The organism is Mesorhizobium sp. M0166 (genome assembly GCF_040322255.1).
Taxonomy (GTDB): Bacteria; Pseudomonadota; Alphaproteobacteria; order Rhizobiales; family Rhizobiaceae; genus Mesorhizobium.
Genome location: NZ_JAMYTD010000023.1, coordinates 1 through 14,695 on the forward strand (window position 1 = coordinate 1; position 14,695 = coordinate 14,695).

A 14,695-nucleotide genomic window follows, 5' to 3' on the forward strand; every position below is an offset into this window, starting at 1 on the left:
TAGACAGCGTCGCCCAGAACGTAAGCGCACGGGACGCCGGCATCGAGCGCCGCCTCGACCATGGCGCGCGCCATCTTGGGCTTGGCGCAAACTCGACCGTCTTCGGGATCGACGCCCTGGCACATCGCGCCCGATCCTTTGTCCAGCTCTCCGGCAGATAAAGGCGGCGATCGACCAGCGCTTGGCGGTAGCGGCTCGCGTAAGAGACGGGCGAGCGCCAAATCCTCGAACAGGCGCGGCACGCGCACATGGAGCACGGAAAGGTCGAGCCGTGCCGCTTGCCGGCCGAAGGCGCAGGCCGGCCACGACTTGCCGGTTCCGATCTGGCCGGTGACGATCAGGTTCTGATGCGCTTACAGCCATTCACCCTGGGCGAGCGCCATGTTGCCCCGCCGGTCGAACCCGCGCGGCTTTACATGTGGCGGCCGGCCGACAGGTTTTCCTACTGCTGGCAGCAACCAAACCTTACCAATGTCCCCCAGCTCGCCGATCGTCCCTTCGCCTGCGATGTTGGCATAGGTGGTGCCAAGGATAAGTTCGGCGGCGATGTTGTCCGTCAAGAAATGCAAGAATGTCGAGTTCCGGCGTCACTGTATCGGAATACGAAATACCGGAGCCGGCCACGTAATTGACGTAGCCAGGATCCTCGGTGATGACCCCCAACGTAAGCAGGCGGATCTGCGAGGGGATTAACGTTTTGTCAGTCACGACCGACTGTCTCCTGCTCGAATCTTTGGCCGCCGTTCCTTCCACGGCCTGGCTTCCTCAAGATCGCGTGCGACGCGAACTAAAGTAGACTCATCTCCAAAGCGGCCGACGATTTGAATGCCGATCGGCAACCCTTGGCTACTTTCGCCCAAGGGCAAGGATACCGCAGGTTGACCAGTGGTATTGAAAATGGGAAGGAAACCGCCCTTGTAGCTACGGCCCACCCACTCTTCCAAGGAGAGTGTTGTATCGGTAAGAGCCCAAGTGCCGCCATGCGGATGGGGCACGATCGAGTAAGTGGGAGTCAACAGAATGTCGAAGGCATCGATCGCCTTCCCCACCTGCAGCTTCATTTGCTTCCTGGCCTCTTCAAGCTCCCGGGACATCGACAGAACACGTTCACAATCGGCCAATAAACGCTTTCCACGTTCGTAATATTTCAGATTGATCGGCTCCAAGGTATCCGGGCCAATAGTGCGGCCCATGGCCCGCGCTTCAGCTTCGCGCGAACTCGCGCCTAGATCGTGGGCGAGGAGATCCATTCTGATGAACTCATCGAAGTCAAACGGTGGCTTGATCTCAGTCACTTGGTGACCCATCTCCTCCAGAAGTGAGGCGGTCGAATCCACCACTTCCAGGATCTCCGGCTCCACGGGGATCCAGCCCCACGTAGTCCTCGCGACCCCCACCCGAAGGGCGCCTGTGCGCTGCGAAAGCTCTTCAAGGTATGGGCGCGCTGGCTGGACAATAATGAACTCGTCGCCTGGCTGGGGACCGGAAAGCGCATCCAACGCCGCGGCCATATCTCGCACTGTTCGACAGTGTACGAAGTTTCGGGTGACCGAGGTGTCGCGATTATCGCCGGAAATGCGCCCCCGGGAGGGGAGGAGCCCTACATGACCGCCCCAAGCCGCCGGCCCGCGTATTGACCCGGCCCCGTCGGTGCCATGTGCAATTGGAGTGATACCGGCAGCGACTGCCGCGGCGGCCCCCCCGGATGAACCCCCTGCCGAGCGATCCAAATTCCATGGATTGCGGGTGATGCCATGGAGAAAGCTTACGGCCTCTCCGCCTGCGCCAAACTCCGGTACTGCCGTTCTTCCGACAGTCCGAAGGCCCGCATTGCGGGCGAGATCAAAAAAGACGCTCTGGGCTGGAGCGCGATAACCTTTGAAAAGGCGGCTGCCGCGTTCTTGGAGACGGCCGGCTTCGGTAGGCCCGAGATCTTTGCGAAGGAACGGCACGCCTTGAAAAAAACCTATATCCGCGCCTGGAACAGTTTCAGCGTCCTCGTAGAACTCGAGAACCGCGTTGACACGAGGGTTTACATCATCGTGAGCTTTGCGGGCTAAGCGTATCAGTTCACCTGAAGTCACTTGCCGGGTCTTCAAAAGGGACGCCAGCCCTGTAGCGTCATATTGTGCATATTCACTTAGGTTCATCCCGGCACCCTTCACCATTAGGACATGAGTAGCACATGGGTTTTAGGCCGAGACTTGCTGGCCCTTAAAGAGGGAAAAAATGATGGGGCGCTATAAGCTCAATTTATCTAAGTTGGTGCTCAGCGCCATTGTCCAGCTGCTCGGCGTGACCCGCATAGAATATAAAACAGGCTGCCGCATCGCTTATCATATTCAACGCGACATCGCGCGTGGCTACAGCCTGCGAACGTGGGAAATAGTTTCCGTGCAGCCGCAGTGAATCCTCCAACCTGCCGGGACTGACAAGATTGATGCGCCCGTCACGGCCAAGCTCGATCGCTGCTAGCGCGGACGAACCGCTCGAAGTCGCCATTGAGCAAAGCCAAGCATACGCCCTTGCGGGGATCCTCATTGACTTGTCCCATGAGCTTGCTGCGAACGGCGATATCGAATAGCTCTGTGGTGATCTGATCGAGCGCCGCAAAGTCCACCACTCCCGCCGTGCAGATGAGGGCGTCGAAATCACCGACTGGCTCGAAAAGCAGCACAGAGGCGGATTTGACCGATGAACTACGACCCGAGGATTGTCTGGTTGTTTTCCATGGTGCTCGGCGCAGCCGTCTCATCTGGGCGCGCTTCGTTATGCATCAGAATTTGCCCCATGCTGCGTTGCCACGTCGCCGCGTTCGAAGCGATTGGGGGTTACGCGCGAGATCTTTGCGATCTATGAAGACCGCGGTCATCGGCGAAGGCGAGACAGGGGTATTGCCTGTAACGCGCACTTGTTGATCTCGCGCGTCACTACAAGCTTTCGCCCAGGGCATGACGTACCCCTCGGGCCAAGACGAAGGGCAACGTCGAGAGACCGTTTCGCTATATTCGGGAAGACTTCTTCCTGGCACGCTCGTCCCGCAACCTCGATGACCTCAACGCTCAACTGCGGCACTGGTTGGACCGGATCGGCAATCCGCGCACGCATGCCACCACAGTGTTCTTCCCCGTGAATGCGAAAGCTCCGGTGTTGCCAGGCAAACGACAAGCTCAATCGTGCGTCGTTGGCAATGCCCCCATCATAGAGAGTGCGCATAACCTCTAGTCCGCCAAGCACCGTCGAAGCGACCGCCCGTTGCAACTGTGTCAAGATGGCTTTCCACCCGCAGGAAGACCGGGCCGTATTCCAAGGCGGCGAAAAAAAGATTGCCGACAAGATCGCCCCACAGAGCAGCCTATTTCCGTTGCCCACTTACCGACAACGTCCCGCGCCTCACTCAAGCGTCAACCCAAGCCGTTGGCACCCTCCGCCAGGCAGGCTCCTATCTTCGCCGTGGCCCTGATCGATTGGCACCGTCGGTCTCCGTTGATGCTCAGATTCCTTGTCGGGTGGTAGAAGCCATTGTCGGCGTGTCGTAGTCAATCATTCCTGCCATTTTACCTTCGAAAGCGTGGAGACACTTCTCTCGTTATTCAGTATGAATAGGGCACGACTCAGTCCTCTCAGGATCGTTGAGTCACGAGTTATTCCGCTTCCGTGTCTCTGACGACCGCATCTTCGACCTCGAGCTTCGTATCGAACCTGATTACCGGTTCCATAGCCACGAAGACCGTATCCGGGAGATGGCACCTGATTTCGTGGCCGCCGGGCAAGTTCTTTATTGGCGGCACCTCGCGTTCGCAGAGATTTCCTGGCACCAGATTCTTGTAGCAACAGCGCGTCTGGAATGGACAGCCGGTCGGTGGGTCCATCGCCGAGGGTATGTCGGTTTCAAGCACGATGTGCTTCCTCACTACCCTGGTGTCGGGGATCGGGATCGCAGAGAGCAGCGCCTCCGTATAGGGATGGTAAGGCGGCGCGAATATCTGGTCTGTCGTGCCCTGCTCGACGACATAGCCGAGATACATCACGACCACACGGTCGGCAATGTAGCGCACCACCGACAGGTCGTGGCTGATGAACAGCATCGTCGTCTTGTTCTTTCGCTGAATGTCCATCAGGAGTTCGATGACAGCCGCCTGCACCGACACGTCGAGCGCCGAGACCGGCTCGTCGGCCACCACGACCTTTGCTTTGCCGGCGAAAGCGCGCGCGACGCCAATGCGCTGCTTCTGTCCGCCCGAGAGTTGGCGCGGCATGCGTTTCTCGAAGGCGCGCGGCAGCTTCACTAGATCGAGCAGTTCCAGCATACGCTGGCGTCGATCGGCGGCGGTCTTGCCGACGTCGAACTTTTCCAGTGTGCGAATTATCTGAGAACCCACCGAGTAACTCGGATTAAGCGTGTCGAATGGGTTCTGGAACACCATCTGGATTGATGCGATGGTCTCGACATCACGCTTTTCGATCGGCGTATGGCAGATCTGTCGTGCGCCGAGCGTCGCGCCGCCTTTGGTCGCGGTCTCAAGGCCGAGCAAGATCTTGGCGAGCGTGGATTTTCCGCAGCCGGACTCGCCCACGATAGCCACCGTCTCTCCCTCGCGGGCCACGAATGAGATGGTCTCGTTGGCCTTGACGACACGGCGCTCCCTCGAGCCGAACACCTCGCTGCCGCCAACCTTGTAGTATTTCTTGAGATGTTGAATTTTCAGCACCGGCGCGCCGGGCTCGACCTTCTCGTTGACCTTCTTGGCGCCGGGTGGCAGCGCCTCCCAGTCGATCTGGTTGAAACGAACGCAGCGCGAGAAATGTCCCTCATGGCCGTCGACCGGGATCATCGGGATTTCCGCGGCGTTGCAGACGCCCTCGACGAAATGGTGGCAGCGCGGCCCGAAATTACAGCCCTTCGGCCGCTCATGCGGCAGCGGCAACTGGCCGGGGATGGAGATCAGCGGCCGCGAATTCTTATCTGCGCCGGGCAGCGGGATCGAGCGGAACAGCCCTTGCGTGTAAGGATGGCGCATCCGGTCGAAGACGTCCTTGATCTTGCCGATCTCCACCGCCTCGCCCGAATACATCACCGTGATGCGCTCGCAGGTCTCTAGGATCAGGCCGAGATTGTGAGACACAAAGATCATAGTCGTGCCGAACTCCTTTCGAAGTCCCTTGACCAAATCGACGATGCCGGCCTCGATCGTGACATCGAGCGCGGTGGTGGGCTCGTCCAGCAACAGGAGCGCGGGTTTCGACAGCAGAGCCATTGCGATCACGATGCGTTGCTGCTGCCCGCCCGAAAGTTGATGCGGATAGGAATTCATCATCCGCGGCGGATCCGGTAGGCGTACCGACTTCAGCATCGCCAGCGACCGCTCGTAAGCCTCCTTCTCCGATACCTTCTCATGGGTGATTGGCACTTCCATAAGCTGCTGGCCGATTTTCATAGCTGGATTAAGCGACGCCATCGGCTCCTGGTAGATCATCGCGATCTTGTTGCCGCGGATGGCGCGCAGTTCCTCGTCGGACAGTTCTCCCATGTCCTTGCCCTGGAACTTGATCTTTCCGCCGACGATCTTTCCGATGTTGGAGAGGTCGCGCATGATGCCGAGCGACACAGTCGACTTGCCACAACCGCTCTCGCCAACGATGCCCATCGCCTCCCCCCGCAACACTGTGCAGAAAAAGCCCATCACCGCAGGAATTTCGCCGCCCTTGGTGAAGAAGGAGATTGACAGGTTTTCGATGTCGAGGACGGGCTGGGCGTCTGCGACCTTGGTGGCATTTGCTATGTCGGTCATAGTCGGGCTCTCAATCCTTCAACGATTGTTCGCGAAGGGCGTCGGCTAGGAGATTGAGGCCTAGGACAAAGCTCATCAACGCAATGGTCGGCGGCAGCGCGGGGTGGATGAAGGAACGCAGCAGGCGCGACGCGTCCTTGATCGCGGTTCCCCAGTCGGGACTTTCGGGCGGAACCCCTAACCCGAAATAGCCCAGTGCTCCGAGCAGAATCGTGGTGTAGCCAATGCGTAGGCAACCGTCGACCGTCAGCGGGCCACGGGCGTTTGGCAGGATTTCCCAGATCATGATGTACCATGGGCTCTCACCGCGAGTCTGGGCGGCCGCTATGTAATCGCGCGTCTTGATATCCATCACGACCCCGCGCACGATGCGAAACACGCCGGGCGCGGAGCCGAGTACTACCGCCACGAAAATGTTGAGTTCGCCTGCATCGATATGAACGACGCCGAGCGGATCGGCGTCGAACACCAGGCCGGCGTAGATCCAGCCACCGATCAGTATCGTCAGTCCAATCAGCGCGTAGTACCGGTCGGTGCGGTGCTTGAAGCGCGTGTGGAACAGTGTCAGGAAAAAGATGATAGGCAATAGAAAGAAAAAGGCCGCAAGCGATCGCGGGATCGAGACTCCGAGTCCGGTCGCTTCGCTGAACCAGTTATCGAAGGACAGCTCGCGGATTCCTGGCGTTACCAACAGGTAGAACAATAGGATGACGGGGAAAGCTAACAACAGATTGGCGAGGAAGGACAGGACCGAATCTATTCTACCCCCGTAGTAGCCCGCCGGCAGGCCAAGTCCGATGCCCACGGCCAGGGCGAAGGCGGTGGCGAACGGCGCGATCACCATCACAACGCCGCTGCCGTAGACCATGCGGCTGAACACGTCCCGCGCGAGGAAGTCGCCTCCGAAGTAATATATACCGCTGCCCTCGGGCGCAACCGTACCCGGCAATGCGTGCTTCATGACCGCCAGCTGGCTCAGGGGATCGAACGGCGCGATAATGGGCGCGAAGGCGGCGGTGAACAGCCAGAACATACAGATGACGACGCCGGCGATTCCAGTGCCGGTCTTGAGCACATCCCCATAGAGCCCAAGCTTGTTGCGGAAACCGAAGCTGAGCGTGAGGTAGATCGCCATTGCGATCCAGACCGGCCAGAACCGGCCGACAACGCCCAGGACCATCTCGAACCACCCGATGGTCTCGAATTGCATCCTGGCCCCCTACTGCACGCGAATTCGCGGATTGAGATAGGCATAGCCGATATCCGAGATGAGCTGCGTAATCAGCACGACGACCACGGATATCAGCGAGCAGCCTAGCAGCAGGTCGATGTCGTTATTGCTCGCCGCCTGGTTCAACAAGAAACCGAAACCCTGGTAACGGAACATTGTCTCGACCACCACCACCCCGGTGAGCAGCCACGGGAACTGCAGCATAACTATCGTAAAGGGCACGATCAGAGCGTTGCGCAGCGCATGCCTGGTAACCACCCTATAGAAGGACAGACCCTTCAGTCGAGCAGTGCGGATGTATTGCTGCGTCATCACTTCAACCATTGAGGCGCGCGTCATGCGAGCGATGTAGCCGATATCGCCAATGGCCATCGTCATCACAGGCAGGGCGAAGTTGTGGAAGGTAAGGCCCTGCGCCGTCGCCGATGCTGCCGAGCCGTTCAACCATCCGAGCCCGGAGGCGAAAATGATGGTGAGGATGACCCCAGAAACGTATTCAGGCGTTGCTGTCGTCACGATCGAGACCACAGAAAGCGTCCTGTCCATCCGCGTCCCGTCACGCATACCGGCAAGGATGCCGATGAGGAGAGAGGTCGGCACCACGGTCAACAATACCCAGAACATTAGCTTACCGGTGGCTGCCAGCCCCGGGAGGATTTTTGTGGCAACTGTCGTCTTGAACATGCTCGAACAGCCGAGGTCGCCCTGCAGTACGCCGCCGTAGTATGGCTCGGCAGTTCCACCGCAATAACTGAAGCGCGGGATCGGCTCACCAGTCACGGCATCCACGCTGGGCTGCTTCCGCAAGACGCCCAGCCACTGGCCGTAGCGGACTAAGAAATTTTGGTGGTATCCGTTCCGCGTCAACCAGCTCTCGATATGTTCGTCTGACGAGCGCACGTCGAGCTCGCTGAGAGCCATCCTGCGTAGGTTTGGCTCCAGATTCACCATGTAAAAGACAATTATCGTCAAGCACAGCATGGTTAAAATCATGACACCGAGCCGACGAAACAGAAAACTCAGCATGGCATCCTGTCCAAAACGTGCATCACGCCATGATTTGCAGATTGCGTGGGAGTCGCGCGGTTCATGACGAGCTCAGTGGACGGGCGCGCTTGATATTCGCTGACGGCGAGCGGCCGTCGGCTGTTCGGCCAAGGCTTTGCATCTCGTGCAGGGGTTCTCTCGTACGACGCCCCAAAAAGAGCAGAAGGGTTTCGTCATCTCGATTAAAACCCTCTATATCCACTCACAGGTCGCGATGCTCAGCCAGCTCGGTCGAGCCAAACCTTACCGAGGTCTATATCGAACGTCGGGTGCATGGCGTAACCCCTGACGTGCTTTGCCGAATGGCTAAACAGGGTAAGCCAATAAGGCTGAATTATGATGCCGGAATCCTGCAGAAGCGTTTCGATGTCTTGCATGAGAGCCTTGCGCTTCTCTGTATCCGGCACCATCAACGCAGCGTCCAGTTTCTTATCGAATTCCGGGTTTGACCACGATGACTCGTTCCATGCAGCGCCACTTCGATAAGCGAGCGCCAGCACCTGGACGCCGAGCGGCCGCATGTTCCAGTTCGTGGCTGAAAGCGGGTATTTCATCCAATCGTTGTAAAAAGTGTTACCGGGCAGAACTGTCCGCTTCACTTTGAAGCCTGCCTCGCGCCACTGCGCGGCAATCGTATCGGCCGAATCCTTCAGCCAATCCACGTCGGGACCAATAATCTCGTGCTCGAAGTCCATCTGACCGGCTTCGGCCATCAGGCGCTTGGCAGCCTCAACATCTCGTTTCTTTTCGGCAACCGGGTAATACTCGGGATGTATTGGTGCCACGTGGTAGTTCGCAGCAACGGTTCCGTAGCCAGTGTAGGCGATCTGCAGCACAGCACTATTGTCGACTGCCAATTGTAATGCATTGCGCACCCGTTGGTCATCGTAGGGCTTGTTTGTGACCTTTGTGCGACACACGAGCGTTGTCGCTGTCTTCGCCTCGCTTTTCACCAACCCGAGTTCGTCATATGTAGCGATATCATTTGCGGACGTCGAAGTGTTCGCATCTATTTCGCCTGACTCGAAGGCGCTCAGAACAACGGACGCATCACTGCCATAGTCAATGAATTGGACTTCGTCCAAGTATGCTTCACCGCCCCACCAGCTTCCGTCTGTCCGACGCTTTACCACAGCCTTTTGGTTTACGTCCCATGACACCAGTTCAAATGGCCCCGTGCCAACGGGATGACCAACGATATTCGAGCCCTTCTTTTCGAAGTCCCGGTGAACGATCAACGCGGGATAATCGGCAAACCCAGCGATGATTGTGATATCGGATTTCGGCAGCGTAAGTTTAACCGTGTAGTCGTCAACTTTTGTGATGGCGCCGTCCAGCGCTTTGCCTGTCTTATCATCAATGAGCGTTGCCGTGCGCGCCGCCATCGAGTTTCCAGGCACGTCCCTTTCGCACCAGCGTAGCAGGTTGAACATCACGTCATCTGCCGTGAAGTTGTCGCCGTTGTTCCACCTGACACCCTTCCGCACGTGCAAGAGATACTGTGTGGCGTCGTCATTCGTGTCCCAACTTTCGAGAAGCCAGGGTTCGAAAGTATATTCACGGGTGTATTTGACCAAAGGATCCAGGAACTGACGGGATATATTACCTGTTGTTGGATCGTGCGCTAGTCGAGGATCACTCGGCGGGGTGACTGCCATGGAAATTCGCAACGCTCCGCCTTTTTTTCCTGCTTCTTCGGAATGTGCTGACGGCAAAACATCCAGCATCGAGTACGCTACGGCTGTGGACGCACCGAAGATCGATGCAAGCGCCAGGAACTCGCGCCGGTCCATCCCGCCCTTTTTTGTCTCTTTGGCGAGATTGTCGAATAGCTTAGGCATAGGCTTACCCTGCCTGTTGAAGAATCCCATCTGAACCTCCCAAAGACTATGGTTGATTTGCCGACCGAACCTAGCCCATCACCCTTCATGGCTCCCGTTGGCGACGATGCCATCCCTTGGTGGCAGCGAAAGGGCTAGGTGAAAACTATACTGGGGTTGCGGGGCATCGGAAGTGGGAAAAAAAATGGGACAGGTATAAGTGCAGCTTATGTCGATGATCTGGCTTCGCTGGAAACCTACCCGCTGCAGCGCAGCTTGCCAGCCTGCCTACCATAGGGGCGTTGAAAATTGAAAAAGTCGCTCGCCGGAAGCCCGTGAGCGTGATTCATTTGCATGGAAGAGATTCGAAGGCGAGGTGTGCGCGGCGGGACGATCGGAGTGGCGAGCGTGTTCAGCTGTGTTGATCTGGAGGCGCGGGTTCGACGCGATCATCCCCGCTTCGGTCGATCCGGACGATCGTGGACGAGGCGCTGGTGGCGCTGGAGCGTGGGCCGCAGTTCCCTCAATGGCTTGTGGGCCTGCGGCGAGGTTGCATGCACCGGATTGCACGGCGCCAACCGGCTCGCCAGCAACTCGCTCACGGAAGCGGTGGTAACAGCCGCCTGCGTAGCCGAAAGTGTCGGCGGCGCCAAAGCGAGACGCTGCGCGAGGCCGCGGCGGCGCTGCTGTCGATCGCCGCTGACAGCGAGGCTGCATCCGATCCGGCTGTGGTCGCACTGATGATCGCCATTTGCGCCCTGCGGCGCGAAGAGAGCCGTGGTTCACATTACCCGTCCGATTTCCCCAGGCGCAAGGAAAACGCCCGACCCTCACGGCTGACACTGCACACGGCCGTGCAGGCCGCGGTCGCGCTCGGCTGGCGAGCCCCGACAAGGGAGCAACTGATATGAAACCATTTCCCCTCGGTCGGCATCGAGCCGATCGTGCGGACTGCCCTCTCGAAGCCGGATGATGCCCGAGCGCGTGGGAGGCGATCGGGCAGCACGAGGGGTCTGGCCGCGGAGGCACGAATGTGGTGCCGGCCGCAGTCCGGCGATGCGGATTTGGGCAGAGGCGGCGACCTGACGAGCGATGCGGCCCTATTGCACGGCCACGTTGGTGCTCAGGGCGCGGCAGCCGGGCGTCGTCGCCGGGCTCGATCCGGTCGCGTTCGCCTCCCTGCTCGTGGACCCGGCAATCGACATGTACATCCGGCGCCCGGACGGCAGCGAAGTCGCGCCGGGCGAAACCATCGCGAAGGTGTGCGGTCCGCGCGCGACGCCGTGGGTGCCGCGGCGGCGCGCTCATCAAGGATAACCACATCCCGATCGCCGGCGAGTTCCGTATGGCGATCGAGCGGGCGCCCGCCGCCGCGGGCCACATGGTGAAGATCGGTCGATACCCTGGAGAAGCTTGAGATCGCGCTCGCGGTGGGGTCGACGCAGTCCTGCTGGACAACATGTCCGTCGAACAACTGAGCGAGGCGGTGGCCATGGTCGGCGGGCGCGCCATCACCGAGGCCTCCGGCCGCGTGACCCCGAAAATGCCTCCGGAAATTGCCGCGACCGGAGTCGACCCATCTCGGTCGGCTGGCTGACACACCGCGCGCCAATCCTCGACATCGGACATGTCGGCCGACGCCAACATCTGCACGAACTCGAACTGATGCAGAGGATAGGACGGGAACTAAACTTGTTCTGGAGGACAGGGATGCGGAGATCGTCGCCGGCAAGCTGCATGGCATCCACGTGACCAAGGCAAATCTGTACTATCACGGCTTGATCACGCTCGATCCCGAGCGTTGCGAGGGGCGAGCGGTCAGGCAACTTTCCAAGCTTCAGGTTCCTGATGCATCAGCTCTTCGGTCTCGAAGCACCTGCGCGTCCCACAACGTCAGCGCGTCAGCCGGTCCACGTGCTACAGCGCCAGCCGGTGATCATCGGCGTCGAGCAGCGGGCCGAAAGGGCCGTCGAGCGTGTAGGCATGAGTGGCGACTTCAGTGCATTCGACTGCCCTCGATGCGGCTCAGATGGCACGCGAGCGCGTTGGAGAAGAAAGGGCCGTGCCCGAGCCTGTCATAGCAGGGTTCACGTCGACTTTGTCGAAAGCAAAGGCGAGTGGGCACACACTGGAAATCAAGAAGCACGCGAGGCGCAGGACGAGAGCGCAATTCGATGGAAGGCAAAACGCCAGTGACCATTGGCGCTGTGGGGCTTTGTGGCAAACTCGCAAGGTTGACGAATTAGGTCATCGGATGCGGTATTCAGGCCGCAAGGATTTCGATGACCGCCCGGTATCCGAGATCGATGCGAAGCCTATAATCCAACCGAGCATCGCCACGCTTGACGCCGGCATTGTGTATCGAGAAAAATCTTTTGCTCGTTACCCCAGATGCGGTTTATCCCACAGGCGTAGAGGTGTCCCAATGCCTCCCTGCTTCGCGTTTGCATAGATCTCATAACCCCAGCTGATGTCGAAGACGGCCATGCCGCAGGCGATAAAGACGACCCGATCGGCAGGGCTCTGCCGTCCCGGCTTCTCCTTGTTCACGACATCGCCAAGACCGATTGAATCCTTCAGGGTTGGCAACTTGCCGGCATCGATCAACCGATAAAACGGCCCGCCAATAACGACGCTATAGTATCCATCCTTGTTGCGGGAAGCGATGGCGTCCTCGACATAGGCCTCGTGCAACGACGTGTGGTCATAAACGATTCGAGCGTTGGTCCAAAAGCTTTCATCGGAGTGTACCGGCCCGGATATCAGGATCGTGGAACCCTCTTTGATCCATTCATCCTTGAAATGAAGCGGTTTAAGGCGCGAGGCCGCGACGGTGATCACGTCAACGTCGCGGAAACCTGCTTCGGCATCGTCCACGCCCACCGCTTCGATCCCGTATTCCTTGCTGATCCAGGCGGCGAGGTCCTTAGCCTTGTCAAGGAAGAGGTCGAAACAGACAGCCCTCTCGATTGAGCGCAGCTGGGTCATGATGGCCGTAAAACAGGCCTTGTTGATCGGCCCACAGCCGATCACCGAAATGCTCTTGGCATCTTTGTTTGCCAAGTGCCTGGCGGCCACAGCCGGCACCGCGCCTGTTCTCGCCGCGCTTAGCAGATTGGCCGACATCAGCACGAGCGGCGCGCCCGTATCCTTGTCGTTCAGCATCATGGTCAGGATTGAACGTGGCAAACCTTTCTCGGCATTGGCGTGATTGGAGCCGTACCACTTGTTGCCACAGACGTCGAAACGGCCGCCCAGATAGCCGGGCATGGCGGCAAATCGGCGGTCAGGCCCGGCCACCGGCATGTTTGGGAATTTCGCTTCCTTGGGAAAAACGATGTTCATGCCGTGATTGTTGTGGTTAGCGCCCCCCATCAGGTAGTCTCCCTTGCCGAGGAGGCTGAAAGTCTCTTCACAGACGTCCACGCAGCGAGCGGCATCCAACACACCAGCCTCAATCGTGTCAGGCTCGGAGAGAAAGAGGAAGTCGATCTTAGGGTACATCGAAGAGGCTCCTTTCGAGCGATCAAAATTTGACCAGTTTCGAGATGTCATAGAGGCGGCAGCCTGGGCTCGCCGCATTGGCACGCATTAGAAAGTTCAGTTTTTCGATTCGCTCGCCGGACCGTGGCGCGCCGTTCTTCTGCAACGGCACCTGAAGTCCCACGGAGAAATCCATGACCACATCGTCAACCACGCCGCCGGAGCGTCCGGAGGGCACGGCTAGCATGTTATGGTCTGCGGCAAAGCGATACGCGTCGAGCGCCTCGGTGATGGTGCCGACCTGGTTCGGCTTCAAGATGAAGCCGTCGACTGCCTTGAGGTCGTAGGCGCGTTTGAGGAAGTCGATGTTCGTGACGGTCAGATCGTCGCCCAGAACAAGCGTCCGACCGAGCGCCCGGACCGCCTTCTGGTAACCTTCCCAATCGTTCTCGTCGAGCAGATCCTCGATGAAGACAAAATTGAATTTTTTGCTGAGGTTCTTGGCATACCCGATTAGCTCGCCCGCAGTGACCCGCTTGCCCTTCAACAAGTATGTTCCGGTCGTTTTGTCGAACATCTCGCTCGATGCGCAGTCGAGCGCGAAAGCGATCTTGCCGGTGTAGCCGCAAGCGTCGATTGCGCGCTGCATAAGAGCCAAAATTACCTCCGGGTCATCGGAAGGTGCGGCATAACCACAGGAAGATGCAACCTGCGGCTTGTGGCCGAGGTACTCGGTAAGGACATGCGCAAGCTTCTGAAAGACGGCAACCGCCATCTCGATCGCGAAATCGACGCTATCCGTGCCGTATGGCACGATCAGGAACTCATTGAACGATTGAGTCAGGTGCTCGTAGTGCCCGCCGTTGATGACGTTGAAGCAAGGGACCGGCACGGTACGGACATTTCCGCCCGCGATGTGCGTATAAAGCGGGATCTTCAGCGAAGCCGCTGCCGCGCGGAATGTCGCAATCGAAACCGAGTAGATCGTGTTGCCGCCAAGGATCTTCTTCTCAGGCGTGCCGTCGAGCGCGATCATTTTATTGTCGATCGCACGCTGGTCAAAAATGTTCATGCCCTTTAAGGCCGGGCCGATGACCTCGACAGCGGTGCCCACAGCCTTATGGACGCTCAAGCCGTTATAGGTGGTCGGATCGCCGTCGCGCAGTGCATACGCCTCGTGCATCCCGACGGAGGTGCCGGTTGGGGCGGCGCCTCGGCCAATTGCGCCGCTCTCCGTGCGGACTTCGACCTCGATGGCGGGCCGACATTTGCAGTCGATGATCTGCTGCGCCCGGACTGAGACGATCCTATCCTGCATCCCG

General features: G+C 58.8%; 9 protein-coding genes and 6 pseudogenes. 4 read left to right on the plus strand and 11 right to left on the minus strand.

Annotated elements, in window-relative coordinates; all coding sequences use genetic code 11:
- The 4 genes and pseudogenes from NKJ46_RS34790 to NKJ46_RS22575 form a co-directional block, all read right to left on the minus strand.
- Positions 1–208 (minus strand): annotated as a pseudogene (locus tag NKJ46_RS34790) (transposase); the annotation flags it as partial.
- Positions 209–221: 13 nt separating this feature from the next.
- Positions 222–341: pseudogene (locus tag NKJ46_RS34795) on the minus strand (ATP-binding protein); the annotation flags it as partial.
- Positions 342–449: 108 nt separating this feature from the next.
- A pseudogene (locus tag NKJ46_RS22570) lies at positions 450–753 on the minus strand (OmpW family outer membrane protein); the annotation flags it as partial.
- Positions 705–2,168, minus strand: a complete 1,464-nt coding sequence (locus tag NKJ46_RS22575; protein WP_352667747.1) for an amidase — start codon at positions 2,166–2,168, stop codon at positions 705–707. The pseudogene NKJ46_RS22570 and the gene NKJ46_RS22575, both read right to left, overlap by 49 nt.
- A 61-nt stretch (positions 2,169–2,229) precedes the next feature.
- On the opposite strand from NKJ46_RS22575, the gene NKJ46_RS22580 reads away from it, so the two are divergent.
- Positions 2,230–2,409, plus strand: coding sequence for a hypothetical protein (locus NKJ46_RS22580; RefSeq protein WP_352667748.1), 180 nt, complete (start codon positions 2,230–2,232; stop codon positions 2,407–2,409).
- Between the two features lie 40 nt (positions 2,410–2,449).
- Here the strand turns inward: NKJ46_RS22580 and NKJ46_RS22585 are convergent, their stop codons facing one another.
- Positions 2,450–2,677, minus strand: a complete 228-nt coding sequence (locus tag NKJ46_RS22585) for a Rossmann-fold NAD(P)-binding domain-containing protein (RefSeq protein WP_352667749.1) — start codon at positions 2,675–2,677, stop codon at positions 2,450–2,452.
- Between the two features lie 32 nt (positions 2,678–2,709).
- On the opposite strand from NKJ46_RS22585, the pseudogene NKJ46_RS22590 reads away from it, so the two are divergent.
- Positions 2,710–3,117 (plus strand): annotated as a pseudogene (locus tag NKJ46_RS22590) (IS21 family transposase); the annotation flags it as partial.
- Between the two features lie 527 nt (positions 3,118–3,644).
- On the opposite strand, the gene NKJ46_RS22595 reads toward NKJ46_RS22590, so the two are convergent.
- From NKJ46_RS22595 to NKJ46_RS22610, 4 genes are all read right to left on the minus strand, one after another.
- Positions 3,645–5,792: a dipeptide ABC transporter ATP-binding protein gene (locus NKJ46_RS22595; protein ID WP_352667751.1), complete on the minus strand. Its 2,148-nt coding sequence runs from the start codon at positions 5,790–5,792 to the stop codon at positions 3,645–3,647.
- Between the two features lie 10 nt (positions 5,793–5,802).
- Positions 5,803–7,002 carry an ABC transporter permease gene (locus tag NKJ46_RS22600; protein ID WP_352667754.1) on the minus strand — a complete coding sequence of 400 codons (1,200 nt, stop codon included), beginning with the start codon at positions 7,000–7,002 and terminating at the stop codon, positions 5,803–5,805.
- Positions 7,003–7,011: 9 nt separating this feature from the next.
- The gene (locus tag NKJ46_RS22605; protein ID WP_352667756.1) at positions 7,012–8,049 is read right to left on the minus strand and encodes an ABC transporter permease; all 1,038 of its coding nucleotides are present in this window, start codon (positions 8,047–8,049) and stop codon (positions 7,012–7,014) included.
- A gap of 239 nt (positions 8,050–8,288) precedes the next feature.
- Positions 8,289–9,941 carry an ABC transporter substrate-binding protein gene (locus NKJ46_RS22610; RefSeq protein ID WP_352667758.1) on the minus strand — a complete coding sequence of 551 codons (1,653 nt, stop codon included), beginning with the start codon at positions 9,939–9,941 and terminating at the stop codon, positions 8,289–8,291.
- 459 nt (positions 9,942–10,400) lie between these two features.
- Here NKJ46_RS22610 and NKJ46_RS22615 point away from each other — a divergent pair.
- Positions 10,401–10,801 (plus strand): annotated as a pseudogene (locus NKJ46_RS22615) (FAD-binding protein); the annotation flags it as partial.
- Between the two features lie 120 nt (positions 10,802–10,921).
- Positions 10,922–11,516 (plus strand): annotated as a pseudogene (locus NKJ46_RS34800) (beta/alpha barrel domain-containing protein); the annotation flags it as partial.
- 756 nt (positions 11,517–12,272) lie between these two features.
- Here NKJ46_RS34800 and NKJ46_RS22635 read toward each other — a convergent pair.
- Both NKJ46_RS22635 and eno read right to left on the minus strand, forming a co-directional pair.
- Positions 12,273–13,394, minus strand: coding sequence for a tyramine oxidase subunit B (locus NKJ46_RS22635; protein WP_352667762.1), 1,122 nt, complete (start codon positions 13,392–13,394; stop codon positions 12,273–12,275).
- A 22-nt stretch (positions 13,395–13,416) separates the two neighbouring features.
- Positions 13,417–14,691, minus strand: a complete 1,275-nt coding sequence (gene eno, locus NKJ46_RS22640) for a phosphopyruvate hydratase (RefSeq protein WP_352667763.1) — start codon at positions 14,689–14,691, stop codon at positions 13,417–13,419.
- Positions 14,692–14,695 lie beyond the last annotated feature (4 nt).

What these genes read in the sequence shown, in the direction of transcription:
- NKJ46_RS22600 (WP_352667754.1), bottom strand. Translation starts at nt 7,002, where the DNA reads ATGCAATTCGAGACCATCGGGTGGTTCGAGATGGTCCTGGGCGTTGTC.
- eno (WP_352667763.1), bottom strand. Translation starts at nt 14,691, where the DNA reads ATGCAGGATAGGATCGTCTCAGTCCGGGCGCAGCAGATCATCGACTGC.
- NKJ46_RS22595 (WP_352667751.1), bottom strand. Translation starts at nt 5,792, where the DNA reads ATGACCGACATAGCAAATGCCACCAAGGTCGCAGACGCCCAGCCCGTC.
- NKJ46_RS22635 (WP_352667762.1), bottom strand. Translation starts at nt 13,394, where the DNA reads ATGTACCCTAAGATCGACTTCCTCTTTCTCTCCGAGCCTGACACGATT.
- NKJ46_RS22605 (WP_352667756.1), bottom strand. Translation starts at nt 8,049, where the DNA reads ATGCTGAGTTTTCTGTTTCGTCGGCTCGGTGTCATGATTTTAACCATG.
- NKJ46_RS22580 (WP_352667748.1), top strand. Translation starts at nt 2,230, where the DNA reads ATGATGGGGCGCTATAAGCTCAATTTATCTAAGTTGGTGCTCAGCGCC.
- NKJ46_RS22610 (WP_352667758.1), bottom strand. Translation starts at nt 9,941, where the DNA reads ATGGGATTCTTCAACAGGCAGGGTAAGCCTATGCCTAAGCTATTCGAC.
- NKJ46_RS22575 (WP_352667747.1), bottom strand. Translation starts at nt 2,168, where the DNA reads ATGGTGAAGGGTGCCGGGATGAACCTAAGTGAATATGCACAATATGAC.